Origin of the sequence: Stenotrophomonas sp. ZAC14D2_NAIMI4_6 (assembly GCF_003086875.1) — a bacterium.
Lineage (GTDB): Bacteria > Pseudomonadota > Gammaproteobacteria > Xanthomonadales > Xanthomonadaceae > Stenotrophomonas.
Genome location: NZ_CP025996.1, coordinates 2,450,094 through 2,476,814 on the forward strand (window position 1 = coordinate 2,450,094; position 26,721 = coordinate 2,476,814).

20 protein-coding genes and 1 pseudogene are annotated in these 26,721 nt (G+C 67.9%); 9 read left to right on the plus strand and 12 right to left on the minus strand.

The window, feature by feature from the left end; genetic code table 11:
* Positions 1 to 128: 128 nt before the first annotated feature.
* The 7 genes from C1933_RS11250 to C1933_RS11280 all read right to left on the minus strand — a co-directional run bounded on the left by C1933_RS11250 (position 129) and on the right by C1933_RS11280 (position 8,055).
* Positions 129 to 1,016 carry a hypothetical protein gene (locus tag C1933_RS11250; protein WP_108754820.1) on the minus strand — a complete coding sequence of 296 codons (888 nt, stop codon included), beginning with the start codon at positions 1,014 to 1,016 and terminating at the stop codon, positions 129 to 131.
* Entirely contained in the window at positions 1,016 to 2,791 is a 1,776-nt protein-coding gene (dld, locus tag C1933_RS11255) for a D-lactate dehydrogenase (protein ID WP_234414514.1), read from the minus strand. The genes C1933_RS11250 and dld overlap by 1 nt, the downstream gene beginning before the upstream one ends.
* Complete coding sequence (gene lldD / locus C1933_RS11260) at positions 2,788 to 3,927, minus strand: FMN-dependent L-lactate dehydrogenase LldD (RefSeq protein WP_108753334.1); 1,140 nt, start codon at positions 3,925 to 3,927, stop codon at positions 2,788 to 2,790. The genes dld and lldD overlap by 4 nt, the downstream gene beginning before the upstream one ends.
* A gap of 18 nt (positions 3,928 to 3,945) precedes the next feature.
* A complete protein-coding gene (lldR, locus tag C1933_RS11265) occupies positions 3,946 to 4,710 on the minus strand; it encodes a transcriptional regulator LldR (protein WP_108753335.1) in 765 nt (254 codons plus the stop codon).
* 53 nt (positions 4,711 to 4,763) lie between these two features.
* A complete protein-coding gene (gene lldP, locus C1933_RS11270) occupies positions 4,764 to 6,422 on the minus strand; it encodes an L-lactate permease (RefSeq protein ID WP_108753336.1) in 1,659 nt (552 codons plus the stop codon).
* Positions 6,423 to 6,723: 301 nt separating this feature from the next.
* Positions 6,724 to 7,173, minus strand: a complete 450-nt coding sequence (locus C1933_RS11275; RefSeq protein ID WP_108753337.1) for an MgtC/SapB family protein — start codon at positions 7,171 to 7,173, stop codon at positions 6,724 to 6,726.
* 123 nt (positions 7,174 to 7,296) lie between these two features.
* The gene (locus tag C1933_RS11280; RefSeq protein ID WP_108753338.1) at positions 7,297 to 8,055 is read right to left on the minus strand and encodes an SDR family NAD(P)-dependent oxidoreductase; all 759 of its coding nucleotides are present in this window, start codon (positions 8,053 to 8,055) and stop codon (positions 7,297 to 7,299) included.
* Positions 8,056 to 8,201: 146 nt separating this feature from the next.
* Here C1933_RS11280 and C1933_RS11285 point away from each other — a divergent pair, with 146 nt between their 5' ends.
* Positions 8,202 to 9,326 carry an alkene reductase gene (locus C1933_RS11285; RefSeq protein WP_325051496.1) on the plus strand — a complete coding sequence of 375 codons (1,125 nt, stop codon included), beginning with the start codon at positions 8,202 to 8,204 and terminating at the stop codon, positions 9,324 to 9,326.
* Between the two features lie 160 nt (positions 9,327 to 9,486).
* On the opposite strand, the gene C1933_RS11290 is transcribed toward C1933_RS11285, so the two are convergent.
* The 3 genes from C1933_RS11290 to C1933_RS11300 all read right to left on the minus strand — a co-directional run bounded on the left by C1933_RS11290 (position 9,487) and on the right by C1933_RS11300 (position 13,295).
* Complete coding sequence (locus C1933_RS11290; protein WP_108753340.1) at positions 9,487 to 11,397, minus strand: CocE/NonD family hydrolase; 1,911 nt, start codon at positions 11,395 to 11,397, stop codon at positions 9,487 to 9,489.
* Positions 11,398 to 11,550: 153 nt separating this feature from the next.
* Positions 11,551 to 11,937, minus strand: a complete 387-nt coding sequence (locus C1933_RS11295) for a DUF4440 domain-containing protein (RefSeq protein WP_108753341.1) — start codon at positions 11,935 to 11,937, stop codon at positions 11,551 to 11,553.
* Positions 11,937 to 13,295 carry an MFS transporter gene (locus C1933_RS11300; protein WP_108753342.1) on the minus strand — a complete coding sequence of 453 codons (1,359 nt, stop codon included), beginning with the start codon at positions 13,293 to 13,295 and terminating at the stop codon, positions 11,937 to 11,939. The genes C1933_RS11295 and C1933_RS11300 overlap by 1 nt, the downstream gene beginning before the upstream one ends.
* 107 nt (positions 13,296 to 13,402) lie before the next feature.
* On the opposite strand from C1933_RS11300, the gene C1933_RS11305 reads away from it, so the two are divergent.
* Positions 13,403 to 14,308, plus strand: coding sequence for a LysR family transcriptional regulator (locus C1933_RS11305; RefSeq protein WP_108753343.1), 906 nt, complete (start codon positions 13,403 to 13,405; stop codon positions 14,306 to 14,308).
* 98 nt (positions 14,309 to 14,406) lie between these two features.
* Here C1933_RS11305 and C1933_RS11310 read toward each other — a convergent pair whose 3' ends face one another.
* Positions 14,407 to 17,202, minus strand: a complete 2,796-nt coding sequence (locus C1933_RS11310; protein WP_108753344.1) for a glycoside hydrolase family 3 C-terminal domain-containing protein — start codon at positions 17,200 to 17,202, stop codon at positions 14,407 to 14,409.
* A 334-nt stretch (positions 17,203 to 17,536) separates the two neighbouring features.
* On the opposite strand from C1933_RS11310, the gene C1933_RS11315 reads away from it, so the two are divergent.
* The 7 genes from C1933_RS11315 to C1933_RS11345 all read left to right on the plus strand — a co-directional run bounded on the left by C1933_RS11315 (position 17,537) and on the right by C1933_RS11345 (position 26,410).
* Entirely contained in the window at positions 17,537 to 17,971 is a 435-nt protein-coding gene (locus C1933_RS11315) for a glyoxalase (protein ID WP_108753345.1), read from the plus strand.
* A gap of 356 nt (positions 17,972 to 18,327) precedes the next feature.
* Positions 18,328 to 19,233 (plus strand): LysR family transcriptional regulator, encoded by a 906-nt coding sequence (locus C1933_RS11320; RefSeq protein ID WP_108753346.1) that lies wholly within the window; start codon positions 18,328 to 18,330, stop codon positions 19,231 to 19,233.
* A gap of 92 nt (positions 19,234 to 19,325) precedes the next feature.
* Positions 19,326 to 20,015 (plus strand): DsbA family protein, encoded by a 690-nt coding sequence (locus C1933_RS11325; protein ID WP_108753347.1) that lies wholly within the window; start codon positions 19,326 to 19,328, stop codon positions 20,013 to 20,015.
* Complete coding sequence (locus tag C1933_RS11330; RefSeq protein WP_108753348.1) at positions 20,012 to 21,019, plus strand: cyclase family protein; 1,008 nt, start codon at positions 20,012 to 20,014, stop codon at positions 21,017 to 21,019. The genes C1933_RS11325 and C1933_RS11330 overlap by 4 nt, the downstream gene beginning before the upstream one ends.
* Before the next feature lie 240 nt (positions 21,020 to 21,259).
* The gene (imuA, locus tag C1933_RS11335) at positions 21,260 to 21,874 is read left to right on the plus strand and encodes a translesion DNA synthesis-associated protein ImuA (RefSeq protein WP_108753349.1); all 615 of its coding nucleotides are present in this window, start codon (positions 21,260 to 21,262) and stop codon (positions 21,872 to 21,874) included.
* A gap of 9 nt (positions 21,875 to 21,883) precedes the next feature.
* Positions 21,884 to 23,293: a DNA polymerase Y family protein gene (locus tag C1933_RS11340; protein WP_108753350.1), complete on the plus strand. Its 1,410-nt coding sequence runs from the start codon at positions 21,884 to 21,886 to the stop codon at positions 23,291 to 23,293.
* Positions 23,294 to 23,299: 6 nt separating this feature from the next.
* A complete protein-coding gene (locus C1933_RS11345) occupies positions 23,300 to 26,410 on the plus strand; it encodes an error-prone DNA polymerase (RefSeq protein WP_108753351.1) in 3,111 nt (1,036 codons plus the stop codon).
* Between the two features lie 88 nt (positions 26,411 to 26,498).
* Here C1933_RS11345 and C1933_RS11350 read toward each other — a convergent pair.
* Positions 26,499 to 26,636, minus strand: a pseudogene (locus C1933_RS11350) (integrase core domain-containing protein); the annotation flags it as partial.
* Positions 26,637 to 26,721: the final 85 nt, after the last annotated feature.

The window sequence follows — 26,721 nt, forward strand, 5'->3', positions numbered from 1 at the left end:
CCCCGGGCGTGCCCCACGGCCCGCGCCCCGGCTTTGGGTAGAGTCGAGCTTGCTCGACTGCTCCGGCTCTGCCATTTCGTAGAGTCGAGCTTGCTCGACTGCCTTCGTTCAGTCGAGCAAGCTCGACTCTACCGATCCGTGTAACCCGAACAATCGGGCAATGCCTGGTCCGGCTGGTATGCACCCCCTCTGAAGTGGAACATGCGCGCATAGGTGCACGCCGGGTCCTGCTCGGTCCGCAGGTCCTTCCTGGTCAGTGGCGCCCTGGCCAATGAATCTTTGTTTCGCGAAACACCGGCCGGAAAACGCGTGGCCACGGTCTGGTAACGCAGCACCGGCATGCCCGTGGCAGCGGCATCCAGCGAAAGCCGTGCCGAGAATCCATAGGTGTCATGGCACGCACCGGCGCGCCGCTTCACGTCCTGCTCGCCGAAGCAGGCCCGGATCTCCGCCTCGCCCGTCCACGCCAGGCCCAGCACCGCATCGTCGATCTGGATGCCGTCGTCCAGGTGCCGCACGCGCGCCAACTGCAGGCGCGACGCCTCGGCACCGCCGCCGGAATACATCGTGCTGACCTTGCTGATGCCGCCCACCAGCACATTCTGCCGCGCGCGCTGCTGTGGATCGGCTACCGTCTGGTCGGCGCCCACGTCCGGCGCCAGCCGCACGATCCACGGCCATACGGACAGTTCGCCGTCGGGCGGAACGTCGATGCTCACGTGGTACGCCTGCGGCTGGCCCTCGCCGGCCACCGTCTCCAGCACTTCCAACACGCTCGGCCGCTCGCCGTCACCGGATGCGGGCAGCACGCGCACGCACCAGGCACCATCACCGGTACAGTCGTACAAGCCGGACGGTCCGCCGCGCTCATCCACGCGCAGCACCTGGCCCAATGGCTCCATCACATTGCCAGCGGCATCGCGCTGCTGCGGAAGAATCGATCCCTGCGCCAGCGCCAGTACCGGGCTGGCCAGCAGCAGAGCGGCCAGCGCCGTTCGGGACATCGGGGTGTGCATCATCGCTCCTGCGCATCCGCGCATCCATGCCGAATCCGCATGATAGTAGAGTCGAGCTTGCTCGACTCTACCGAAGCTGGGCAATCACACCCGCCCCACCCCTTCGCTTTCGAGGTATGGCCGATGCCGGGGTTGAAGGTGTTGCTCGGATCCAGCGACCGGTAAAACGCCGCCAGCGCCGGCTTGGCAGGATACAGATGGCCCACGTTGTGCTCGGCCGGATACTCCGCACCGCGCTGGTCCAGCAGTGCCCACATCGCATGTTCAATCGCCATCGGGTCTTCGCCCTTGCGCGCGATGTAGTCCTGGTGGAACACGTGGCACAGGAAGTGGCCGTAGTAGAGCTTGTGCAGCAGCCGCCCGTCGATATCTGCCGGCAGGGTTTCGAACCACTCGGCATCATCCCGGCGCAGCGCGATATCCAGTGCCACGATGTCCTGCACCTGCGCGCGATGCACTTCACGGTAGCGCACCGCGGCACCGGCCACGGCGAACCGGTGCAGGAAAGCCTTGCGCCCTTCTTCGGCCGTGCAGCGGAAGAAGCCACCCTCATGGTTGGCGAAGCATTCGCGCAGCCATCGCTCGGTCTCGGCCGCATCCTGCGCGGAGACCTTCAGCAGCAGATGATGCTCAAAACGCTGGCGGAACTCGCCCATGCGCGGCGGCAGGTGCGAAGGCAGCAGCGCGGTCAACGCCTGCATCACCCGGTCGGTGACGCCGCGCAGCCCGACGCGCTCGAACCAACCATCAATGCGGCTCTTCAATGCGAATGCGGCCGGCACGCGGGCGGTGCCCAGGCGGTCGATCAGCAGGAAGGTGTCCTTGCCATAACGTTCGCCGATGTCATACGCATCGCGGTGGATGTACTCCCCTGCGATCGGCAGCCGCTCGAAGCCGGTCAGCAGCTGGCGGCGGATGGCGGTGAGCGTGGCGGTGTGGTTGCTGCCGATGTAGAACACTTCGGCCGCTTCTTTTTCGAACGTGTCCAGGCGCACGGCGAACACCGCCAGCTTGCCGGCAGAGCCCGCTGCCTCGAAATGGCGGCCGGGGTCGGCATTGAAGCGTGCCGGCGTATCGGCATCGACCTGGCGCACGTCGTCGCTGTAACGCTGGTCGGACGCGGCGCGCCCATCGCCATCGCCCACGTCGGCCGCACTGTACTGCCCGTCCTGCAGGCGCTGCAGGATCTGCTCGGGGCTATCGCCCAGGGCGATGCCCAGGTGGTTGACCAGTTGCAGCCGGCCCTGCGCATCGACCTGTGCATACAGCGCCAGCTCGGTGTAGGCCGGGCCACGGCGCACCAGGGCGCCGCCGGAGTTGTTGCAGACCCCGCCCAGCACCGAGGCACCAATGCAGGACGAACCGATCACCGAATGCGGTTCGCGCCCCAGCGGTGCCAGCGTCTGTTCCAGCCGGTCCAGGGTTGCACCCGGCAGGCACAGCACCTGGTGGCCGCCGTTCAACAGCTGGATGCCGGTCAGCCGCAGCGTGCTGATCAACACGATCGGGCGCCCATAATCGTTGCCATCCGGAGTCGAACCGCCGGTCAGGCCGGTATTGGCAGCCTGCAGGATGATCGCCGCCCCACCCTGCACGGCGGCCTGCAGCACGCGCCACAGTTCCAGCAGCGTGCCAGGCCGTACCACCGCCAGCACCGGGCCTTCACCGAAGCGGTAGCCGCGGCGGAAACGGCGGGTGGCCTTGTCGCCGGTCAATACATGGCGGCGGCCGACCGCCTGGCGCAGCTGCTGCAGCACGGCGTCATCGCCGCTCACGGCAGGCTGACCAGCGAATCGCGGCCAATATCGGCAATGCGCCGCGCGCCGGTCAACGTCATCGCCACCCGCATTTCCTTGGCAATCAGGTCCAGCAGGTTGGCCACGCCGGCCTCGCCCTGGGCCGCCAATGCGTAGACGAAGGCGCGCCCCAGCAACACTGTGTCGGCGCCCAGCGCCAGCATCCGCACCACGTCCAGGCCATTGCGGATGCCCGAATCGGCCAGGATCTTCAGATCGCCCTGCACCCCATCGGCAATGGCCGGCAGCGCCCGCGCGGTGGAAAGCACACCATCGAGCTGGCGGCCACCGTGGTTGGACACCACGATGCCATCGGCACCGAACTTCACCGCATCCCGCGCATCGTCCGGGTCCAGGATGCCCTTGATCACCATCGGCCCCTTCCAGAACTCGCGGATCCATTCCAGGTCCTTCCAGGAAATGGACGGATCGAAGTTGCTGCCCAACCAGCCGATGTAGTCAGCCAGTCCGGTCGGATGGCCGCGGTAAGCGGAAATATTGCCCAGGTCGTGCGGGCGGCCGAACAGGCCCACATCCCACGCCCAACGCGGATGGGTGATGGCCTGGCCGATGCGGCGCAGCGGCGCATTGGGGCCGCTCATGCCCGAGTGCGCGTCACGATAGCGCGCACCGGGCACCGGCATGTCCACGGTGAACACCAGGGTGGTCACGCCGGCGGCCTGTGCCCGCTCCAGCGCGTTGCGCATGAAGCCACGGTCGCGCAGCACGTACAGCTGGAACCACATCGGGCGCTGGATGGCCGGTGCCACTTCCTCGATCGGGCACACCGACACCGTGGACAGGGTGAACGGAATACCGCGACTGTCGGCCGCGCGTGCCGCCTGCACTTCGCCACGGCGTGCATACATGCCGGTCAGGCCCACCGGCGCCAGCGCCACCGGCATCGCCAGTTTCTCGCCGAACAGCTCGGTTTCAAGGCTAAGGTCGGACATGTTGCGCAGGATGCGCTGGCGCAGCGCGATGTCGGACAGATCGGAAACGTTGCGCTTCAGCGTGTGCTCGGCATACGCGCCGCCATCGATGTAATGGAACAGGAACGGCGGCAGCCGGCGTTGCGCTGCGGCACGGTAATCGGTGGAGGCGGAAATGATCATGGGGTCAACCGGAAGTAGTCAGCCGTGCGGGGACGGCAGGCGCGAGGCCCGTGCACGCCGGGCTTCGTTGTCATCGAGCGTGCGCAGCGTGGTGTGCACGAATTCAAGGTGGGCATGCGCGGCCGCGCGCGCACGCTCGGGGTCGCCGGCCAGCACCGCATCCATCATTTCCCGATGCTGGTCGGACAGCGGCGAGAAGGTCCGGGCCGAGGTGTACAGCTTCTCGCGGCTCTGCGAGATATTGGTCTGCAGCAGTTCGAACAGGCCACGCATCACCTGCAGCAGCACCAGGTTGTGCGACGCCTCGGCAATGGACAGATGGAACGCGGCATCGGCCTGCGCTTCACCGGCGGGGTCATCCTTGCCGTGCGCGTCCATCATGGTCTGGAACGCGGCGGCGATGCGCGTGCGGTCCTCATCGGTCGCGCGCAATGCGGCATGCCAGGCGGTGGCGCCTTCCAGCGCATGGCGGATCTCCAGCACATCAAAGCGGTATTCCGGGTCGCCCTGGAACAGCGGCAGGTACGGCGCCAGCGGTTCATCCAGCGCCTGCCGGGCGCGTGCGGCCGGTGCTGCCACGTAGGTACCGCCGCCCACCCGTGCGGTCAGCAGGCCCTGGCTGGCCAGCTGCGCAATGGCCTCGCGCAGCGCCGTGCGCGATACCCCCAGCTGCACCGCCAGTGCGCGCTCGGCCGGCAGCCGGTCGCCCGGCTGCAGCTGCTGTTCCTGCACCAGCGCGCGCAGCTGCGCGGCCACCTTGTCCGAAACCCGTTGCATGCTCATGGCGCCATTGTCACCCGAACCGCACGAGGCTGGAGAAGCAGAGCGGCCATGGCTCAGGGAATCATCCAGGTCAGCCAGTAGGCCTGGGCCAGGGTGATCAGGCCGACCATCGTGGTGAAGATCAGGCTGTGCTTGACGGTGAAGCGGAACAGGTCCGATTCCTTGCCGGCCAGGCCCACCGCCGCACAGGCAATGGCGATGGACTGCGGGGAAATCATCTTGCCGGTCACACCGCCAGTGGTGTTGGCCGCCACCAGCAGCACATCGGACACGCCAATCTGCTGGGCGGTGGTGGCCTGCAAGGCAGAGAACAGCGCATTGGAAGACGTGTCCGAACCGGTCAGGAACACGCCCAGCCAGCCCAGGAACGGCGAGAAGAACGGGAAGGCATCGCCGGTGTGGGCAAGCGCCAGCGCCAGGGTGGCCGACAGCCCGGAGTAATTGGCGATGAAGGCAAAGGCCAGCACCATGCCGATGGAATAGATCGGTACGCGCAGCTCGCGCACGGTTTCGCCGAAGGTCTGCAGCGCGGCCTTGGCCGGCATGCGCAGGGCGACGATGGCAATCACCGCGGCCAGGATGATGGCGGTGCCGGTGGCCGAGAACCAGTCGAACTTGTAGACCGCTTCGTAGCTGAGCGGCGCGGGCACGATCGGCGGCATCTTCTGCACCATCTGGTCCAGCCCCGGCACCGGAATCTTCAGCACCCACCCCTGCAGCGCACCGCCAGTGGCGAACAACGCCTTGAACGGCTTGATGCTCCACAGCGTGACCATCGCCGTAAGGATCAGGAACGGCGACCACGCCTTGGCAATCTGGCCGACGCTGTGGCGCGGTGCCTCCAGCGCCTGTGCAGCGGCCTGCGCACTGGTTTCGGTATCGAAACGGAAGATGCGCACCGGCTTCCAGCGGCGCAGGAACAGGGTCAGGCAGACCAGCGAGGCCAGCGAAGCGGTGATGTCCGGCAGTTCCGGGCCAATGAAGTTGGAGGTCAGGTACTGGGCGATGGCGAAGGAACCACCGGCCACCAGCACCGCCGGCCAGGTTTCCTTGATGCCACGCCAGCCATCCATGATCGCCATGATCCAGAACAGCACGATGATGGTCAGGAACGGCAGCTGGCGCCCGGCCATCTGGCCGATCTCAAACGCGTCCAGGCCGGTCACCTGCCCCGCGACGATGATCGGAATGCCCATGGCACCGAACGCAACCGGTGCGGTGTTGACGATCAGGCACAGGCCGGCCGCATACAACGGCTTGAAGCCCAGGCCGACCAGCAGCGCGGCGGTGATCGCCACGGGCGCGCCGAACCCGGCGGCGCCTTCCAGGAACGCACCGAAGGCAAAGCCGACCATCAACATCTGCAGGCGCTGGTCTTCGGTAACCGACAGGATGGAGGCGCGGATGATGTCGAACTGCCCGGTCTTGACCGAGACCTTGTACAGGAACACCGCGCCGATGATGATCCAGGCGATCGGCCACAGGCCGTAGACAAAGCCATAGCCGGCCGCGCCCAGCGCCTGCGCCAGCGGCATGCGGTAGAACAGCAGGGCCACGCCGAGCGCGATGGCCACGGTGATCGTGCCGGCCAGCCAGCCCTTCATGCGCAGCACGGCCAGGGCGACGAAGAAGAAGGCGATCGGCAGCAGCGCGATCAGGCTGGACAACCACAGGTTGCCGGCGGGGTCGTACAGGTGTTGCCAGGGCTGCATGGAAAATCTCGGCGTTGACGGGAAACCCACCGCAGTGGGGCGGTCCGTGGCGCGCAGATATTGGTCGTACCATTATCCGCAACAAATGCACCACTGGTGGCGGATTGAACCGCCATTCCCGCAGGACGCCTATTAGACCATAGCGTTAGTTCTGGTTTATTGGTAGGACCATTACGAGAAAGGGTCAGAGCCCCTGCGGGGATCTGACCCTGGTCGCGGCGGGGTCGGACCCCGGCAGGGGCTCCGACCTACATGGCGACAGGGTCGGATCCCCGCAGGGGCTCTGACCCCACCCCGGCACTCACAGCTTCTTCTCCACCCGCCGAATCACCGCCAGCACCAGCAGGCACAGCACGCTCACCCCCATGGCGATCACGTACTTGCCAATGCCCACGGCAATGCCGATGGCGGCGGCCATCACAAGAGAACTGGCGGTGGTCAGCCCACTGACCTGGTCTTCGCGGTTACCGCGCAGGATGGTGCCGGCGGCAACGAACCCCACGCAGGCCACCACGGCCTCGATCAGGCGCACCGGATCGACCTGCAGCAGATCGCGGTAGCGCTCCTGCTGGAAATGTTCGGCCACCGAATCGCCCAGGCCGACGATCAGCGCCGCCGCACCCGCAATCAGCATGTGTGTGCGCAGGCCCGCGGCGTGTCTGCCCATCTCGCGCTCGACGCCCAGCACGCCGCCAAACAGCATGGCGGCGGCAACGCGCAGCAGGATCGATACGTCCTGGGTGAGTTCCATCGGCAGGCTCCGGGATTTTCCCGGAGCGTCGCGCGCCGCGCGTGGCACCACAGTGAAGGCGCCCGCACGGCCGGTTCACCCGGTAGCGCCGGGCGTGGCCCGGCGGCACCGCACCTCGGCGCATTACTGCGCCAGGTAACCGCCATCGATCGCGTAGTAGGTCCCCGTCGCGAACGAGGCGTCATTGCTGGCCAGCCAGGCCACCAACGCAGCGACCTCGTCCGGCTTGCCCAGCCGCTTCAGGGCATGCTTGGCTTCCAGCGTGGCACGCGCGTTGGCATCCATCTTGTCCAGCAGCGGCGTGGCAATGAAGCCCGGACCGACCGCGTTGATGCGGATGCCGTCGGCAGCATGTTCCCAGGCCGCCGTCTGGGTCAGGCCCACCACACCGTGCTTGGCCGCCACGTACGCGGTGGAACCGGCAAAGCCCACCTGGCCCAGGATCGAGGCCATGTTGATGATGCTGCCGCCCTTGCCCGCCGCGCGCATCGCCTGGATCTGCGCGCGCTGGCACAGGAACACGCTGGTCAGGTTCACATCCACCACGCGCTTCCAGCCATCAGCCGGGTAATCGCCGCTGCTGGCCGCAGGGCCGCCGATACCGGCATTGTTCACGGCCACATCCAGCCCGCCCAGTTCGCTCACCGTGCGCTGCACGGCCGCTTCCACCGCCGCCTCGTCGGTCACGTCCAGCGCAATGCCAATTGCTTCGGCACCCTTGGCCTTCAAGGCCTGCACGGTCGCATCCACGGCGTCTTGTTTCAGGTCCCACACCGAAATGCGTGCGCCCGATGCAGCCAGCAGCTCGGCCACGGCCAAGCCGATGCCGGAAACACCGCCGGTAACGATGGCGGTCTTTCCGCCCAGCTGATAATCGATCATCTGTGTACTCCACGTGTTGGCAATCGATGCGGGCCTGCCCGCCTGCTCTCGAATCTACGCCGCCACGTGTTACGGAAACGGCACGCGGCGCACCGCCGCCACGCAACGATCCTTCCCATCGCTGCAACGCGCAGCGCCCTATGCTCATGCACACCTCCCCTGCAGTGCATGGACCCCCGATGAGTGCCGAATCCCGCGTGTTGTTCACGCCCACCCGCCTGGGTGATATCGCCGTTGCCAACCGCATCGCCATGGCTCCGCTTACGCGCAACCGCGCCCTGCCCGATCGCGTACCGTCGCCGCTGGCGGTCACCTACTACCAGCAGCGCGCCAGCGCCGGCCTGATCATTGCCGAGGCCACCCAGATCAGTCCGCTTGGCCAGGGCTACCTGGACACTCCAGGCATCTACAGCGCCGAGCAGGTGGCGGCATGGAAGCACATTACCGATGCCGTGCACGCAGAAGGCGGCCGCATCGTGCTGCAGTTGTGGCATGTGGGCCGCATTTCCCACACCAGCCTGCTGCCGGACGGTGAAGTGCCGGTGGCACCCAGCGCGATCCGCGCCAACGGCAAGACCTTCACCGCCAACGGCTTCGAGGATGTGTCCGCGCCGCGCGCATTGGCGATCGATGAAATTCCGGCGCTGATCGAGGACTACCGCAATGCCGCGCGCAACGCCATCGCGGCGGGCTTTGATGGCGTGGAAGTGCATGCAGCCAACGGCTACCTGATCGATCAGTTCCTGCGCGATGGCAGCAACCACCGCAGCGATGCCTACGGTGGCAGCATTGAAAACCGCACGCGCCTGCTGTTTGAAGTAACCAGCGCCGTGGCCGAGGCCATCGGCGCGGCCCGCACCGGTGTGCGCCTGTCGCCGGTCACCCCGGTCAACGATGCCCACGACAGCGACCCGCAGCCGCTGTTCAACCGCGCGGTGGAACGTCTGGACAGTATCGAAGGGCTGGCCTTCATTCACGTGATCGAAGGCGCAACCGGCGGTGACCGGGACAACATCGCGTTCGACTACGCCGCGCTGCGCGCCCGCTTCCGCGGCCCGTGGATTGCCAACAACGGCTATGACGTGGACAGTGCCGAGCACGCCGTCGCCAGCGGCTACGCCGACATGGTCGCCTTCGGTCGTGCGTTCATCGCCAACCCCGATCTGGTTGCACGCCTGCGCAGCGGCGCGGCCCTGGCCGAACTGGACCCGGCCACACTGTATGGCGGCGGCGAGCACGGCTACACCGATTACCCCGCCTTGGGCGCATAAGCTCCACATCCGCCGGGCATGGCCCGGCGCTACCACCCGCTCTGGTAGGTGTCGACCTTGGTCGACACGTGTTGGACTTCATCGCAATCCAACATGCCCGACCAGGGCCCGCGCCACACCGCATCCGCCGGGCCATGCCCGGCGTCACCCCGCCCCCTCCTCAATACACCGGCAGATCGATGTAACTGGCCTGCGCGGCGCTGTGCCAGACCCGCTGCGTGGCCTTCTGGTAATCGCCCGGCTTGGCCAGGTAGATGTTCGGCACGTAGGTCTGCGGGTTGCGGTCATACAGCGGGAACAGGCTGGACTGCACCTGCACCATCACCCGGTGCCCCTTCTGGAAGGTGTGGTTGGCATTGGGCAGATCGAAGCGGTACGGCAGCACCTGGTTGGCGGCCAGCGGCTTGGCTTCGCTGAAGCTTTCGCGGTAGCGGCCGCGGAAGATCGCCAGCGACACCGGCAGCTCGTAGCCGCCCATCTCCGGCGTCGATGCTTCCTGATCCGGATACACATCGATCAGCTTCACCACCCAGTCGCTGTCGGTGCCACTGGTGGACGCCTGCAGATGCACCACCGGCGCACCGCCGATGCGCAGCGGTTCGCTCAAGGGTTCGGTGATGAAGGTCAGCACATCGGGCCGACCATCCACGAAACGCTGGTCCTTCACCAGCCAGGTGGTCCACATGTCACGGTCGCCGAAACGCACCGGGCGCGGCACGAACGGCACCGGCTTGGCCGGGTCGGACACATACTCCTCGTAATCCCCCTCACCCGCCGCCGGCGCCTGGAAGGCCAGCTTGCCACCGGCGCGCAGGTAAAGCGGCTTGCTGGCCGCCGCGCACGCCTTCTCACAACTGCGCGGCCAGCCCTGCAGGCGGTCCCAGTGGTTTTCACCTGTGTTGTAGATCAGCACCGGCGGTGTGTCCGCCTTCGGCGCGCCGTCCACCAGGTATTGGTCGAAGAACGGCTTGAGCACATCGCGGCGGAACTGCAGGGCGGTATCGCCATCGAACTTCAGGGCGCCCAGTTCGCTGCCGCTGTAGTTCACCTGGCTGTGCCGCCACGGGCCCATCACCAGGTAGTTGTGGGTGTTGCCGGTATCGCGCCCTTCCATGGCCTGGTAGGCATGGTTGGCGCCCCACATGTCTTCCTGGTCCCACAGGCCCTGCAGCCACATCGTGGGCACCTTCAAGGGGGTGTTGGCCATCACCGCATCCAGCGCCTGGCCCTGCCAGAACGCATCGTAGGCCGGGTGCTGCACCAGCTTCTTCCACCAGGTCAGCTGGTCCACGCCGGTGAAACGCGCGTAGTCGCCGGCCGAGCCGATGCGCAGGAAGGTGCTGTAGTCGTCGTAGCCCAGGCTGGGCAGCGGCGTGCCTTTGCCGCGCTTCTCGGTCTGCATGGCGAAGTAGTTGAAGTTGACCTGGCGGAAGGCGCCGTAGTTCAGCCAGTCATCGCCCATCCAGCCATCCACCATCGGGCTCTGTGGCGCGGCCACCTTCAGCGCGGGGTGCGGGTTGGTCAGCGCCATCACCACGGTGAAGCCTTCGTAGGATGAGCCCAGCATGCCGACCTTGCCGTTGCTTTCCGGCACGTGCTTGACCAGCCAGTCGATGGTGTCCCAGGCGTCGGTGGCGTGGTCGACCTTGGTGTTGTTCAGCGGCCCGCGCAGCGGCCGGGTCATCACGTAATCGCCTTCGGAACCGTACTTGCCACGGATATCCTGGAACACGCGGATGTAGCCGCCGTCGACGAACACCTCGTCGCCCTGCGGCAGCAGGTCACGCATGCGCGGCGAATCGCTGCGGTTGGCGCGGCCGGCAGCATCGTAGGGCGTGCGGGTCAGCAGGATCGGCGCGTTGTGGGCGCCCTTGGGCACCACGATCACGGTGTACAGACGGGTGCCGTCGCGCATCGGCACCATCACCACGCGCTTGTCGTAGTCGCGGCCGATATCCGGTGCAACGAACGGCTTGCCACTGATGTCCGGGGTCATCGGCGGGGTATCGGCGGCCAGCACGCTGCTGGACAGGCACAGGGCGATGGCTACAGCAACGGCACGCACATGCATGGATGACCCCTCGGCAGGAAAGGTTCCAGCGTACTCCTGCCCACCCCGCCGAAGTGTGCGCCGGCTTTGCGTTCTGTGGTGTCCGGGGCACGACTGATGGCACATGTGCGGCCGGCGGCCGCCGCGCTCGCCGGGCATGGCCCGGCGGATCCATCAGCCCGCAGGGACCTCGTGCAGCGCCAACCAGCGCCAGCGCCCCGCGTCCTGCCGCAGCACCGCCAACGATTCCCGCCAGGCCAGCGCTCCGCCAGCCACCGCATGCCCTTCGCGATAACGCAGCACCGCCAGTGGTGCGGGCGCCTGGATCCTCTGCACGTCCTCAACGGCGATCTCCAGACCGGGGCGCGCGCCGTGCCCGCCCACGAACAGCGCCTGCACCGCGTCCCGGTCCAGTCGCCGCCCGGCGATGCCGACCATGCTGAAGTCCGCGCAGAAGTGCGCCATCAGGTCATCCAGCGCGTCGGCGCCGGTGTCGGCACGGAACCAGGCCTGCAGCGCGTCGTGCAGTACGTGGATTTCATCTTCGGCGGTGTGTTGCATCAGGCATTCTCCGGTTGCATGAGGATCAGTGACTGCCCGCGGCGCAACAGCAGCATCGGCAGCAGGGTCAGGACAGCGGCCATGCCCAGCGCCGCGCCCGTGGCACGCGCTGGCAGCCATTGCAGGGCCAGCGCCAGCACCAGCGCAATGGCTGCCGTGCCGAGGCAGAAACTGAGCTGGCGGTTGAGGTTCCACAGCGCACTGGCGTCACCCAGCGCATCCGCGTCAACGCCAGTGAAGGCCAGCGTCTGCGCGGTGCTGCTGCACAGGCTGCCGCCGGCACCCATCAGCGCGAACAACAGCCCTGCCAGCGCAAACGCGGGCTGCGGCAGCACGGCCATCAACACCAGACCCGTCGCCTGCAGCAGCATGCCGATGCGCAGCACCGCGGCAGGAACGATGTGCGTCAGCAATCGCCGGCTGCCGGTGATCGCCACGGCCGACGCCAGCGCCCAAGGCAGCATCAGCGCACCGATGCGCGCAGCACTGAACCCGGCCTGGTGCAGCTGCAGCGTGCTGGCCAACTGACTGCCGATGAACACGCCGGGTACGGCCAGGTAGACCAGCATTGCCAGTCGAAGGCCGCGAAGGGACAGCAGCGACCAGCGCAGCAGCGGCTGCGCCTGCCCACGCGCATGGCGCAGGTGGGCCGTCGCCAGCATCAGCGCCAGCAACAACAGTACCGCGCCGGCAATCCGGTGGCCGGGTTCACCCAGCCAGGTCAGCGCCAGCAGCAGCACGCCCAGCGCACTCAACGCCGTGGCCAGCGCATAGGCCTGCAGCCGGGGCGCAGTGCGTTCACCATCGGCGGGCATCCACGCCAACACCAGGCCCATCGCCGCCAGTGCCAGCGGCAGGCTGGCCCACAGCACGCCGCGCCAGGACAGCCACTGCACCAGCAGCCCGCCCAGCGCCGGGGCCAGTGCCGGGACCAGCAGCGCCACCAGCAGGATGCGCCGGGTCAACGCGCCACGTTGGTCGGGCGTGCACTGCCGATACGCCGCGGCCTGCGCCACCGGGATCAACAGGCCACCGGCCAGGCCCTGCAGCAGGCGCCAACCCAGCAGCCAGCCGATGGACGGTGCAGCCCCGGCCAGCGCGGCAGCGGCGGCGAATACCAACAGCGCGACCAACAGCAGGCGTCGTTCGCCGCAGCGCGCGGCCAGCCACGGCGCCAGCGGAATCACCACGCTCAGGCCCAGCATGTACGCAGTGCCCACCCAGGCCAACACGCCCACCTCGGCCTGCAGCTGGGACGCCAGTGCCGGGTAGGCCACCGTGGCGATGAACATGTTCACCAGGTCCAGGGCGAACACCAGCAGGAAGATCGCCTCATGGCGCAGGCGGGCGGATGGCATCGGCGGCACTCGCGCGGGGAGAGACGCAAAGCATGGCGCCCATGCCGGATTGAAAAAACACGACAACAGCTGCAACACTGTCAAATTCATTTTGACAATGCAGCATCATGATCAGCCTTGATCGCTTCGATATCTTCCGCGCCGTGGTCGAAGCCGGCAGCCTGACCGCTGCCGCCGACCGCCTTGGCCTCAGCCGCGCGGTGGTCAGCTTCAACCTGAAGCGGCTGGAACAGGAGCTGGGCGTAACCCTGCTGCTGCGCAGTACCCGGCACCTGGCCCTGACCGAGGCCGGCGAGCAGTTCCTGCAGCACTGCGTGCAGGCGCTGGACGCGGCACAGGCGGCCATTGACGCCGCGCGCCGTGACCAGCATCAGCTGCAGGGCACGCTGCGCCTGACCACCACGCCGGAGTACGCGCAGCTGCGCTTGATTCCCGCGCTGGAAGCGTTCCGTGTGCGGCACCCGGCGCTGCAGCTGCACCTGTCGACCTCACCGGCACCGGCCGACCTGATTCCCGAGCGTTTCGACCTGGCCATCCGCCTTGGCCGCCTGCCGGATTCAGGCCTGCACGCCAGCGAACTGGAACGGCACCCGCTGTGCGCCGTAGCGGCCCCTGCGCTGCTGGCACGCCTGCCGTCGACCGAAGCAGCTGACGACCCGGCGCAGTTGGGCACCCTGCCCCGCCTGGGCTATCCGCGCCTGGCCGACGTGCCGGTGGTCGCACCGGATGGCAGCGACGCCCTGTTCGCTACCAACCCCGGCAATGCGGTGGTGCGCGTGGACGGTGCCAGCAGCCTGCGCGCCTTCGCCCTGGCTGGCGCCGGGGTCACCGTGTTGCCGCGCTGGTTGATCGAAGACGACCTGGCCCAGGATCGCCTGCGGCCGGTGCTGCGCCAGCACCGCTTCCCGCAGCAGAGCGTCTACGCGGTGTACCCGCACAGCACGCAACCGTCGCCGAAAGTGCGGCAGTTGATCGATTTCCTGCGCAGCTGGTTCGCCGGCCCGGCCGGGTGAATTCGCGCCCGCCGGGCATGGCCCGCGAACCCAACACCCCCACAAACAGACACGGCCCCTTCCGGGGCCGTGTCTTCAAGCATCCATCATCTACGGAATCAGCGCAGCACCTGCTCCACCAGCTGCACGTCCACGCTCTGCAGCGGTTCGGCCGCGTTGCGCGACAGCTGCACCTGATAGGTGCCGCCGTCGATCTTCCACTGGCGGGCCTGCGCATCGTAATGCGCCAGCGTCTTCGGCTCGGCTTCGATGCGGATACGGCGCTGTTCGCCCGGCTGCAGGCTCACCTTGTCGTAGCCGATCAGGCGGATCGGCGTGGTGCTGCCGGCCGGCAGCTTCAGGTACAGCTGGGCCACGTCGGCACCGGCGCGCTTGCCGGTGTTGCGGATGTCCACGCTGGCGACCAGGCGCGAGCCTTCCACGCTCACCTTCAGGTTGTCATAGGCAAACGAGGTGTAGGACAGGCCATGACCGAAGGCAAAGGTCGGGGTCAGGCCCTTGGCGGCCATCCACTTGTAGCCCACGTTGGCGCCTTCGATATCGAAATCGAACACATCGCCGAACGGCTTGGCCGGCTTGAAGCCGAGGCCATCCACGTGCGGGCGCGGCAATTGCGATTCGTCCACCACCCAGGTCACCGGCAGGCGGCCCGACGGGTTCACCTGGCCGGTCAGCAGCGCGGCAATGCCTTCGCCACCACGGATGCCCGGGTACCAGGCCTGCAGCATGGCCGGCACCTGCGCCAGCCACGGCGTGCGCACCGGGCCATTGGTTTCCAGCACCAGCACGGTCTTCGGGTTGGCCTTGGCCACTGCCGAGATCAGCGCATCCTGGTTGTCAGGCAGCTTCATGTCCGGCAGGTCGACCGACTCGGCCGCCCACTGGGTGGCGAACACGATGGCCACGTCCGCCTGCGCGGCAGCCTTGGCCGCCGCGGCAGCGTTGCTGCCGTCCACATATTCGATGGTCGCGTCCGGGCGCGCTGCACGCAGCGATTCCAGCGGCGAGGACGGGTGGAACATCACCGGGCCCGGCCAGGTGGTGGGCAGCACGCCCGGCACCGCATTGGTGCCCTTGGCGGTCACGCCCACCATCGACGAACCACCGCCACCGATCACGCCCTTGTCGGCATGGCCACCAATGATGACGATGCGCTTCACGCTGTCGGCCAGCGGCAGCAGGTTGCCTTCATTGCGCAGCAGCACGCTGCCTTCTTCCACCGTGCGCTGGGCCACGGCGAAGCCGGCTTCGGCATCCACCTTCTGGTGCTGCGGCGGGTTGTCGAAGTTGCCGTGCAGGAACATCGTGCGCAGGATGCGCGCCACCATGTCGTTCAGGCGCGCCTGCGGCACCACGCCGCCGTGCACGGCCAGGCGCAGCGGCTCATCGAAGAACACCGCCGCATCGAACACTTCACCGGCCGACTGCTGGTCCAGGCCGGCCAGCGCCGCCTTCGAACCGCTGTGCACGCCGCCCCAGTCGGACATCACGAAACCGGGGAACTTCCACTCCTGCTTCAGCACCTGGTTCATCAGGTAGCCGTTCTCGCAGCCGTAGGTGCCGTTGATCTTGTTGTACGAGCACATCGCCACGCCCGGGCGGCCAGCTTCCAGCGCGATCTCGAAGGCCAGCAGGTCCGATTCGTGCATGGCTTGTTCGCCGATGCGCACATCGTGGAAGTTGCGGCGGGTCTCCATGTCGTTCAGCGCGAAGTGCTTCATCGACGAAATCACGTGCTGGCTCTGCACGCCCTGGATCAGCGCGCCCACCATCGAACCGGCCAGCAGCGGATCTTCACCGGCGTATTCGAAATTGCGGCCGTTGCGCGGGTCACGCTGCAGGTTCACGCTGCCCGAAAGCAGGATGTTGAAGCGCTGCTGCCAGGCTTCACGGCCCATGGTCGCGCCACCGGCGAAGGCGACTTCGCGGTTCCAGCTGGAGGCGGTGGACGGGCCCGACGGCATGGCCGTGGCGAAATCGCCCGGACGGATGCCACCGGGGTTGGTCACGCCCACGCCGGCATCGGCCGACTGCTGCGCCGGAATGCCCAGGCGCGGCACCGCCGGCACGAAACCGGCCGAACCCACCGCGCCTTCCGGCAGCGGACCGCCATCCTTGCCCAGCCCGAAATAGCTGTGCAGCATCTGGAACTTCTCGTCCTCGGTCATCGCCTTCAGCAGCAGCGCAGCGCGCGCATCGGCGTTCAGGCTGGCGTCCATCCACGGGCGCTCACCGCCCTTGTCGGCCGCGTAGGCCAGGGTCAGCAGGGTGGCCTGCAGGCCATTGCCATCGACCTTGAACGGTGCGCTGCTGGCCGCCTGGAAACCATCGCTGAAGTAGCTGGCATCGGCTTCCAGGGCCACGCGCGAGGGATCGAAACCGGCTGCCTTGGCCGATTCACTGGCCACCGCACCCAGCAGCACCGCCGGTGCGCCCAGCCGCGAACGCGACACCAGCGCCGGCAACTGCGCGGCGCCGGCACCGGCGTCGGTGTAGATGGCCACGGTATGGCGGCCGTCATCCAGGCGCAGGTAGTTCAGGCCCGGCTGGTCCGGGCCGCTTTCCGCGGCAATCGGCAAGCGGGTCAGCACGGCCTGGCCGCGCTGGGTCTGGCCATCGTCCTGGCCGGCGGCAATGAAGCGGTAGTCGTAGCCCAGGCCATCGGCCAACAGCTGCAACGGATCGACCTGGCCGATACCGCGCTGCACCTGGCGCACGCTCACTGCGTCCACCTGCAGGGTCTTCAGCTGCGCCGCCAGGGCCGGCATCGCGTCCGGCGCAGGCGCCTGGTCCAAGGTCAGCACGGTGAAGGCGGCCGGGTCGGCCCAGGCCGGGGCGGCCAATGCGGCAGACAGGGCAAGGGACAGGGCAAGCGGCTTTGTAAACGTTTTCATCGGCAGGCGTAATTCCGTTGCCAAGGCAATCGGTCCAGGGAAAGTGCCGCCGAAGGGTGCAGCGTCATGCCGCGCAAGCGTTGCCGGGCAACACCTGCAGGCCAAAGGACGGGCCGGTCTGCGCGCGGGACCCTCCTCCCGGCGTGACAACCTGCCTGCCCGGGCCGCACACGGCGACCCATCATGTGAAGATTGTGCGAGGGCGTTGATCGCTGTCAACAGGACCTAAGTCACAGGCGCCCGCGCGCAAGCTGGTTATCAGGCCATCACCGCTGGTCATCAGCGTGGCCTGTGGTGCTGCCGATAATGGAATTCCCGGCCCCGAGCGTTGCCCATGACCCTGCACCGCGACTTCGACCATCTCTGGCGCGACCGCTGTGATACCTCCAGCCAGCGCAGCCCACGCGTGCTGATCCGCGTGTTCGTCGCCCCCGGGGAACTGGAAGCACGGGTGGCCTTCTACGAACAACTGCAGGGCGTGGTGGCCGACGCGGGCTTCCCCTTCCCCGATGCCGGGCTGCGCCTGGCCATGGTCGGTGCCTTCCTGCTGATCGAAGGCAATGACACCGCACTGGCGCCGTTCACCTCCACCACCGGCACCCTGCTGGTCGATGACGTGCGGCCCTATCACGACAGATTGGTCGCAGCCGGCGCGCAGATCATCTTCCCGCTGCAGGTGGTACCCACCGGCGCGGCGTTCAACGCGGTGCACCCCGATGGCACCGTGGTCGAGTACGTGCACCACCGGCCGGACCCCCACGGGCGGTGATGGGACGGTCGGGCTGCCGCCCGGCACCCGCAGAGGAAACGTCAACGTCGACGTCAAAAGCCTGCATTCCGTGGGATGGCGGTGTGGGTCCGGTGGCAGGGGACGCTGCAAGTACGTCCATGTAAGCTCGGTCGCCGCATCCATGCGGCTCACGCCCCTGCCACCGGACCCACCCCGCCTTCGACGGTTTCCTGCGAGCTGTTGGAACCTGCTGCTGTTGGAACCTGCTGCTGATGGTGGTGGGTGCCGACCGTTGGTCGGCACAGGGGTCGGATCTCCATGGATTCAATTCCGATGGAAATCCATCCACGCACGGCGTGGATCTACAATGGCGCCCTCTTCGCGCCGGGGCTGGCATGGATTCCTTCAACCTGATGCGCACCTTCCGCCGCATCGTCGAACGCGGCGGCCTGGCCCGCGCGGCCGAAGACCTGGGCCTGTCAGCGGCCGGCTTGAGCAAACAGCTGCGCACGCTGGAAGCGCACCTGGGCGTGGTGCTGCTGCAGCGGACCACGCGGCGCATGAGCCTGACCGAAACCGGCCACGCCTATTACCGCGAGTGCTGCCGCCTGCTGGACGAACTGGACGCGCTGGAACGCGGCATCGCCGAACAGCGTGGCGAGGTTGCCGGCCGCCTGCGGGTGAACGCACCGCAGTCCTTCGCGCTGAGCACGCTGTCGCCGCTGCTGCCGCGCTTCCTGCAACAGCATCCGCACCTGTCGCTGGATCTGGTGATGGAAGACCGCCTGCTCGACGCGGTGGGCGAAGGCTTCGATGTGTCGCTGCGGCTGCGCGCCGAGTTGGACGATTCACGCTTGGTGGCGCGGCGGCTGGCCTCGCTGCAGCAGGTGTTGTGCGCGGCACCGTCCTACCTGCAGCAGCACCCCGCACCGCACACCGTGCAGGATCTGCATGCACATAGCGTGCTGGCCTACAGCCTGTCCGATTCACCAGGCAGCTGGCCGCTGCTGGGCCCCGATGGCCAGGTCACGATCACCCTGCCGGCACGGGTGACCGCCAACAACAGCCTGCTGCTGCGCGACCTGCTGCTGGCGGGCTTGGGCATCGGCGCGCTGCCCTCGTTCCTGGCCGCGCCCGCGCTGGCACGCGGCGACCTGCAGCAGGTGCTGGCCGACCACCGCTATCCCCCGCGCTTTGTGCATGCGGTCTACCCCACCGCGCGCCACCTGCAGCCCAAGGTGCGGGCCTTCATCGATTTCCTGCACGCCGAACTGCCCAGCTGCGCGGGACTGGATTCGTAACCGCCAGCGAAAACTGAGCTGCCCGGAACCCGCTGTTTCGGCCACGCTGCGCTGCCTACGCTGCCGCCTCCCCTCTCACCGATGGCAGGCAGATGTTTTCCGCTCCCTCCCCCACCACCGCCGCGCCGGTGGTCGATTTCTTCCACGATGTGGTCTGCGGCTGGTGCTTCGTACTGGCCCCGCGCCTGCAGCAGGTTTCGGCCGAACTGGGCATCCAGGTGCGCCACCGCAGCTTCGTGCTGCAGGACTCGCGCGCCCGGATGATCGACGTCTTCGGTTCCATGCCCCGCGCCAAGGACACCATCCTGCGCCACTGGGCCGACTGCGCGGCGCATGAAGACACCGCGCGCATCGACATCGACGGCATGCGCGCGCAGACGTTCGAATATCCCTCCGGCTGGCTGGGCGCACTGGCCTGCCAGGCGGCCGGCGTGCTCGGCGGCAACGATGCCCATGGCGCGATGTTCGATGCGGTGCAGTGGGCGCACCTGCACCAGCACCGCAACATCGGTAATGCCGACGTCCTGCTGGACATCGCCGAATCGCTGGGCCACCGGCGCGGCGTCTTCGCTGACCACATGCGCAGCGACGCCGTGCGCCAACGCGTACAGGCCGACCGCGCAGAAGCCGCCGTCCTCGGCATCCGTTCCATTCCCACCGTCATCGGCGGCCACGGCCTGCGCCTGCAGACCCTGCCGCTGCCACAGCTGCGCCAGGCCCTGGCGCCCCTGGTCGCGGCCACCGCCGCGCCCTTCCCCACCCTGCAAGGAGAAACCCCATGACCCCACGTACCCTGGCCAGCGCACTGGCCCTGCTGCTGGCCAGCACTGCTGCATCCACCGCCGTGTCCGCACACGAACACGCTCCTTCCGGCCAGCAGGTCGGCACCAGCCCTTGGGGGCCGAAGGACGAAATCGGTCGCCTCAACCTGATCACCGACGCCTCGCGTGCCGCCATCCTGTCGCGGGTCAGCGGCGGCAAGACCTACGACCTGGCCACCGAATACTACGTCGGCATGCCCAGCTGGCAGGACGCCGGCGACCCGCACTACCAGTTCTGGATGACCCATACCCCGCGCGGCACCGTGGTGGACGACCCGATGGGCGTGGGCCAGGCCATGAACCTCACCCGCAGCTACACCGGCACCGCGTTTTCGATGTACAGCCACACCGGCACCCATATCGATGCGCTGAACCACTTCGGCATCCACGGAAAGATCTGGAATGGCTTCGAGGCCGATGAGCACCTTGGCGACCGTGGCTGGAAGGTCACCGGCATCGAGAAATTCCCGCCGCTGATCGCCCGTGGCGTGTTGATCGACGTGGCCGGCGCCAAGGGCGTGGACATGCTGCCGGACAGCTACCGCGTCACCCGCCAGGACCTGAAGGATGCGCTGGCACGCCAGCACGTCACCCTGCAGCAGGGCGACGTGGTGCTGATCCGCACCGGTCGCATGCGCCTGTTCGAACAGCCCCGCGCCTACATGGCCAACCCGCCGGGCATGGGCCTGGACGCGGCCCGTTTCCTGGTGGAAGACAGTGGCGCGATGATCGTCGGCGCCGACAACCTCAGCTTCGAGACCTTCCCCTCGGAGGTGTCCGATGATTACGTGCCGCTGCACACCTACCTGCTGGCCCAGCAGGGCGCGCCGATCATCGAGCTGGTGGCGCTGGACGAACTGGCCCGTGACCAGGTCTACGAGTTCGCCTTCATCGGCGGCCCGCTGAAGATCCGCGGCGGCGACGCCGCCCCGCTGCGCCCGGTGGCCCTGCCGGTACGCCGGTAACGCGCCGGGTAGCGCCGGGCGTCCCATACCGGTAGGTGCCGACCTTGGTCGGCACTCCCTGCCCCCTTCAGCAACCTGAAAACCACCCCTCGATTTCATTAGTAATTCTACTCACAAGGCGAGTAGCATGTCCGGTCTCAGCCCCTGATACCGGCCTGTCGATACTCGTTCCATGCCCGCCGTTTCCGTCCACTGCCGCCGCTTCCTGCCTGCCCAGCGCCTCCCCTGGAGGACCGGCTGATGGGCGCCGTCGTCGCCCTGGACCGCCTGCTGGATGGCCGCCAACTGTGGCGCGGCCCGGCCCGCCATGGCCCGGCCAGCGACCATCTGGCCAGCGGGCACCCGGCCCTGGATGCCCGCCTGCCCGGCGGCGGCTGGCCCGCCAGCGGGCTGTGCGAAGTGCTGCTGGCCTGCCCCGGCGTGGGCGAACTGGCCCTGGTCTGGCCGGCACTGGCCAAGCTGAGCCAGCGCGATCGGCCGATCGTGCTGGTCGCCCCGCCGCATCGGCCGCATGCCCCGGCCTGGGCCGCGGCCGGGCTGGACCTGGCCCAGCTGCAGATCATCCACGCCGCGCCGAAGCAGGCGCTGTGGGCAGCCGAACAGTGCCTGCGCTCGGCCGCCTGTGCGGCGGTGCTGTGCTGGCCGCAGCAAGCCGATGATCGTTCCCTGCGCCGGCTGCAGGTGGCCGCCGACAGTGGCCAGTGCCTGGGCTTCGTGTTCCGCGAAGCGCGCGCCGCACGCAATCCGTCGCCGGCCAGCCTGCGCCTGCAGCTCGACCCCGGCCAGGTGCGCGTGCTGAAGTGCCGCGGCGGGCTGCCGCCTGCGCAGCCCTTGCCGCTGGCCATTGCCCACTGAGGCCGCGCCATGCATTGGGCCTGCCTGTTGTTGCCGCAACTGGCGCTGGACAGCGTACTGCGCCAGCAGCCGGACCCGCAGCGGCCGCTGGTGCTGCTGCAGGGCCCGGCCCAGCGCCGGGTGCTGCGCGCGGTCAGCCCGGCCGCACGGGCCGCCGGCCTGCGCCCGGGCATGCTGCTGTCGGCCGCGCAGGTGCTGGTGCAGGACATGCAGCTGCACGACTACGATCCCGCCGCCGAACAACAGACCCGGCAGCTGCTGGCCAGCTGGCTGTACGCCTACAGTTCGCAGGTCAGCCTCGATTTCCAGCATGCGCTGGTGCTGGAAATCCACGCCAGCCGCGCCCTGTTCGGCGATTGGCCACAGATCGAACAGCGCCTGCGCCACGGCCTGCATGAACTCGGTTTCCGCCACCGCCTGGTGGCCGCGCCCAACCCGCATGCCGCGCGCGTGCTGGCCAACGTGCACGACGGCCTGGGCATCGACGCCATGCAACTGGCGGCCGCGCTGGCGCCACTGCCACTGGCACGCAGCGGCCTGCCGGCCGATGCGGTCACCGTGCTCGGTCGTTCCGGCCTGCGTACGCTGGGCGCGGTGTTCGACCTGCCGCGCGACAGCCTGGCCCGCCGCTTCGCCCCGCAGGTGCTGCAGCAGCTCGATGCCGTGCGCGGCCTGGACAACACGCCGCTGCGCTACTACCAGCCCCCCGACCGTTTCGATGCCCGCATCGAATTCGAATACGAAATCGAATCCAGCCAGGCCCTGCTGTTCCCGCTGCGGCGCCTGCTGCTGGACCTGGCCGCCTTCCTCTGCTCGCGCGATGGCGGCGTGCAGCGCTTCGACCTGCACTTCGAACACGACCTGCTGCCGGCCAGCGTGCTGACCATCGGCCTGCTGGCCCCCGAACGCGATGCCGCGCTGCTGTTCGAAATCGCCCGCAACCGCATGGAAGCCTTCGCCCTGCCCGCCGGCAGCCGCGCACTGCGCCTGCAGGCCGAACAACTGCCGCCGTTCGTGCCGGTGGCACGCGATCTGTTCGACACCCGCCCGGCCCAGGCCATGCCGTGGAACCAGCTGCGCGAACGGCTGCGCGCGCGGCTGGGCGATGATGCCGTGCAACCGCTGGCGGTGCAGGCCGACCATCGCCCCGAACGCGCCAGCGGCACCCAGCCACCGGCCAAGTCCCCCGCACACTGGCCGCTGCGCCCCGGTTGGCTGCTGGATGCACCCCAGCCGCTGCGCGACCCACGCCTGCGCATCGTCGCCGGCCCGGAACGGATTGAATCGGGCTGGTGGGACCAGGCCGATGCGCGGCGCGACTACTACGTGGTGGAAACCGCGCACGGGCAACGCGGTTGGGCGTTCCGCCCGCGCAACGACCCGCATGCGCCGTGGATGCTGCACGGCTGGTTCGGCTGAACCGGCATGCACGCAGAACTGCCCGCCTATGCCGAACTGCATTGCCTGTCGGCCTTCAGTTTCCAGCGCGGCGCCTCCACCGCCGACGAACTGTTCGCGCGCGCCGCCAGCCAGGGCTACCGCGCCCTGGCGATCACCGACGAATGCTCGCTGGCCGGCATCGTCCGCGCCTGGCAGGCGGCCAAGGCGCATGGCGTAGCGCTGATCGTCGGCGCCGAACTGCAGATCGAAGACGGGCCGAAGATCGCCCTGCTGTGCACCGACCAGGATGCCTATGCCGGGCTGTGCCAGCTGATCACCACCTGCCGCCGGCGCGCCGGCAAGGGTGAGTACCGCTGCCTGGCCGACGATCTGCAGGGCCTGCCCGACAGCCTGCTGTGCCTGTGGCTGGACCGGCAGCCCGATGCCAGCCACCTGCAGGGGCTGCGCACCGGCTTCGGCGACCGCCTGTGGTTGGCGGTGGAACTGCACCACGAACACGACGACGCGCGCCGCCTGCAGCAGCTGCAGGCCTTCGGCGAACGCCACGCGCTGCCGCTGGTGGCCAGCGGCGATGTGCACATGCACGTGCGCCGTCGCCGCGCCCTGCAGGACACCCTTACCGCCATCCGCCACCGCTGCAGCGTGGCCGAAGCCGGCTGGCGCCTGTTTCCCAATGGCGAACGCCACCTGCGCCCGCGCACCTCGCTGGCCCAGCTGTACCCGCCCGAACTGCTGGCCGAAACCCTGCAGATCGCCGCGCGCTGCCACTTCAGCCTGGACCAGCTGAAATACACCTACCCGCGCGAACTGGTGCCGGCAGGCCACACCCCGGACAGCTGGCTGCGCGCGCTGGTGGAACAAGGCATTCCCGAACGCTGGAAGGACGGCATCCAGCCGGCCCAGCGCCAGCAGATCGAACACGAACTGGAACTGATCGCCAAGAAGAACTACGCCTCGTACTTCCTCACCGTGCAGGACATCGTGCGCTTCGCCCGCAGCCAGCAGATCCTGTGCCAGGGCCGCGGTTCGGCGGCCAATTCGGCGGTGTGCTTCGTGCTGGGCGTCACCGAGATCGACCCGGCGCGCAGCAACCTGCTGTTCGAGCGCTTCATTTCCGAAGAACGCGACGAACCACCGGACATCGACATCGATTTCGAGCACGAGCGGCGCGAGGAAGTGCTGCAGTACGTGTTCAAGCGCTATGGCCGCGAACGTGCCGCACTGACCGCCGTGGCGATCAGCTACCGGGGTCGCAGTGCCATCCGCGATGTGGCCCGCGCACTGGGCCTGCCGATGGACCAGGTGAACGAACTGGGCGCCGCCATGGACCACTGGGGCGGGCACATACCGCTGCCGGACACCCTGCGCGAACGCGGCTTCGACCCGGACACAGCGCTGATGCGGCGGCTGCTGTCACTCACCGCCGAGCTGATCGATTTCCCACGCCACCTGTCGCAGCACCCGGGCGGTTTCGTGATTTCCGAACATCCACTGTCCACCCTGGTGCCGGTGGAAAACGCGGCCATGGCCGACCGCACCGTCATCCAGTGGGACAAAGACGATCTGGACGCCACCGGTCTGATGAAGGTCGACTGCCTGGCGCTGGGCATGCTCACCGCCATCCGCAAATGCCTGGCCCTGCTGCAGCAGCACGGGCTGCACAGCGGCCGCATGGACGCGGTGCCCGCCAAGGACAGCGCGACCTACGACATGATCTGCGCCGCCGATACCATCGGCGTGTTCCAGATCGAATCGCGCGCACAGATGGCCATGCTGCCGCGCATGCAGCCGCGCAGCTTCTACGACCTGGTGATCGAAGTGGCCATCGTGCGCCCTGGGCCGATCCAGGGCGACATGGTGCACCCCTATCTGGAACGCCGCCGGATCCTGCGCGAACAGGGGCCCGAGGCCTTGAACGACCCGGCCAACCCGCTCTACCCACCGCAGCTGGAACGCGTGTTCGCACGCACCCTGGGCGTTCCCCTGTTCCAGGAACAGGTGATGCAGCTGGCGGTGGAAGCGGCCGGCTACACCCCGGGCGAGGCCGATGCCCTGCGCCGTTCGATGGCCGCCTGGAAGCGCCGTGGCGGGCTGGAACCGCATCGGGAAAAACTGCTGGCCGGCATGCTGCGCAACGGCTTCAGCCGCGAGTACGGCGAACACCTGTTCGAGCAGATCAAGGGCTTTGGCAATTACGGTTTTCCGGAAAGCCATGCCGCCAGCTTCGCCCTGCTCACCTATGTCAGTTGCTGGCTGAAGTGCCACCACCCGGCCGCGTTCACCGCCAGCCTGATCAACAGCCAGCCGCTGGGCTTCTACAGCCCCGACCAGTTGCTGCAGGATGCGCGCCGCCATGGCATTGCCGTGCTGCCGGTGGATGTGCGCCACAGCCATTGGGACTGCACCCTCGATTTCAGCAAGGGCGCGGCCGCCATCCGCCTGGGCCTGCGCCTGGTCGATGGCTGCAGCGAACAGGCCGTGCAGGCCCTGCTGCGCGAGCGCGCACGGCGCCCGTTCGACGATGTGGGCGATCTGTGCCAGCGCGTCGCACTGGATCGCCGCCAGCAGGGCCTGCTGGCCGATGCCGGCGCCCTGCGCGGCCTCAGTGGCCATCGCCACCGTGCACGCTGGGATGTTTCCGGCGTGGAAAACCGCCTGCCGCTGTTCGACCCGGCCCGCGCCACCGGCGAAGCACGCGTTCCGCTGCCGCTGCCCAGCGCCTGGGACGACATGCAGGCCGATTACCGCAGCACCGGCACCACGCTGGGCCGCCACCCGCTGTCGTTCCTGCGCGCACAGCTGCGCAGCCGCGGCTGCCTGGATGCCGCGCAACTGTCTGCCCACGGGCATGGCCGCCGCGTGCGCATTGCCGGGCTGGTGCGCATGCGGCAGCGGCCGCAGACCGCCAGCGGGGTCACCTTCCTGACCCTGGAAGATGAAACCGGCATGGTCAACGCCGTGGTCTGGCGGCACGTGGCCGACCGCCAGCACCGCATCCTGGTCGATACCCAGTTGATGCAGATCGACGGCCGGCTGGAACGCGTGGACGGCGTGCAGCATGTCATCGTGCAGCGCATGCTGGGGCTGGACGATCTATTGCAGGGCCTGCGCAGCCACAGCCGCGATTTCCATTGATGGGTCATTGATGGGTAGAGTCGACTGTCAGTCGACTAGCGCGCCAGCGCGGTTGTGCCATTGATGGGTAGAGTCGACTGTCAGTCGACTAGCTGTGTAAACCCACTACGTTGTTCAGCGGCACTCTGGAGATAGGTGGCTGGCCGCCGATCCCCATATGGGGACGGTGCCAGTTGTAGTGGTGCAGCCATTGGGTCAGCACGGAATTGCGTTGGTCCGATCTCGACTAAACGGCGTTAAACGGGCATTTTTATGGTTGTTCATCCGGGCTCTTTGGGATCTGGAGAGGTGTGGTAACCACCATTTTCCAG

Coding starts and splice junctions, on each gene's coding strand:
- C1933_RS11310 (WP_108753344.1), bottom strand. CDS start 17,202: ATGAAAACGTTTACAAAGCCGCTTGCCCTGTCCCTTGCCCTGTCTGCC.
- lldD (WP_108753334.1), bottom strand. CDS start 3,927: ATGATCATTTCCGCCTCCACCGATTACCGTGCCGCAGCGCAACGCCGG.
- lldR (WP_108753335.1), bottom strand. CDS start 4,710: ATGAGCATGCAACGGGTTTCGGACAAGGTGGCCGCGCAGCTGCGCGCG.
- C1933_RS11325 (WP_108753347.1), top strand. CDS start 19,326: ATGTTTTCCGCTCCCTCCCCCACCACCGCCGCGCCGGTGGTCGATTTC.
- C1933_RS11320 (WP_108753346.1), top strand. CDS start 18,328: ATGGATTCCTTCAACCTGATGCGCACCTTCCGCCGCATCGTCGAACGC.
- C1933_RS11290 (WP_108753340.1), bottom strand. CDS start 11,397: ATGCATGTGCGTGCCGTTGCTGTAGCCATCGCCCTGTGCCTGTCCAGC.
- lldP (WP_108753336.1), bottom strand. CDS start 6,422: ATGCAGCCCTGGCAACACCTGTACGACCCCGCCGGCAACCTGTGGTTG.
- C1933_RS11280 (WP_108753338.1), bottom strand. CDS start 8,055: ATGATCGATTATCAGCTGGGCGGAAAGACCGCCATCGTTACCGGCGGT.
- C1933_RS11330 (WP_108753348.1), top strand. CDS start 20,012: ATGACCCCACGTACCCTGGCCAGCGCACTGGCCCTGCTGCTGGCCAGC.
- C1933_RS11345 (WP_108753351.1), top strand. CDS start 23,300: ATGCACGCAGAACTGCCCGCCTATGCCGAACTGCATTGCCTGTCGGCC.
- C1933_RS11340 (WP_108753350.1), top strand. CDS start 21,884: ATGCATTGGGCCTGCCTGTTGTTGCCGCAACTGGCGCTGGACAGCGTA.
- C1933_RS11300 (WP_108753342.1), bottom strand. CDS start 13,295: ATGCCATCCGCCCGCCTGCGCCATGAGGCGATCTTCCTGCTGGTGTTC.
- C1933_RS11250 (WP_108754820.1), bottom strand. CDS start 1,016: ATGCACACCCCGATGTCCCGAACGGCGCTGGCCGCTCTGCTGCTGGCC.
- C1933_RS11305 (WP_108753343.1), top strand. CDS start 13,403: ATGATCAGCCTTGATCGCTTCGATATCTTCCGCGCCGTGGTCGAAGCC.
- C1933_RS11275 (WP_108753337.1), bottom strand. CDS start 7,173: ATGGAACTCACCCAGGACGTATCGATCCTGCTGCGCGTTGCCGCCGCC.
- C1933_RS11315 (WP_108753345.1), top strand. CDS start 17,537: ATGACCCTGCACCGCGACTTCGACCATCTCTGGCGCGACCGCTGTGAT.
- imuA (WP_108753349.1), top strand. CDS start 21,260: ATGGGCGCCGTCGTCGCCCTGGACCGCCTGCTGGATGGCCGCCAACTG.
- C1933_RS11295 (WP_108753341.1), bottom strand. CDS start 11,937: ATGCAACACACCGCCGAAGATGAAATCCACGTACTGCACGACGCGCTG.
- C1933_RS11285 (WP_325051496.1), top strand. CDS start 8,202: ATGCACACCTCCCCTGCAGTGCATGGACCCCCGATGAGTGCCGAATCC.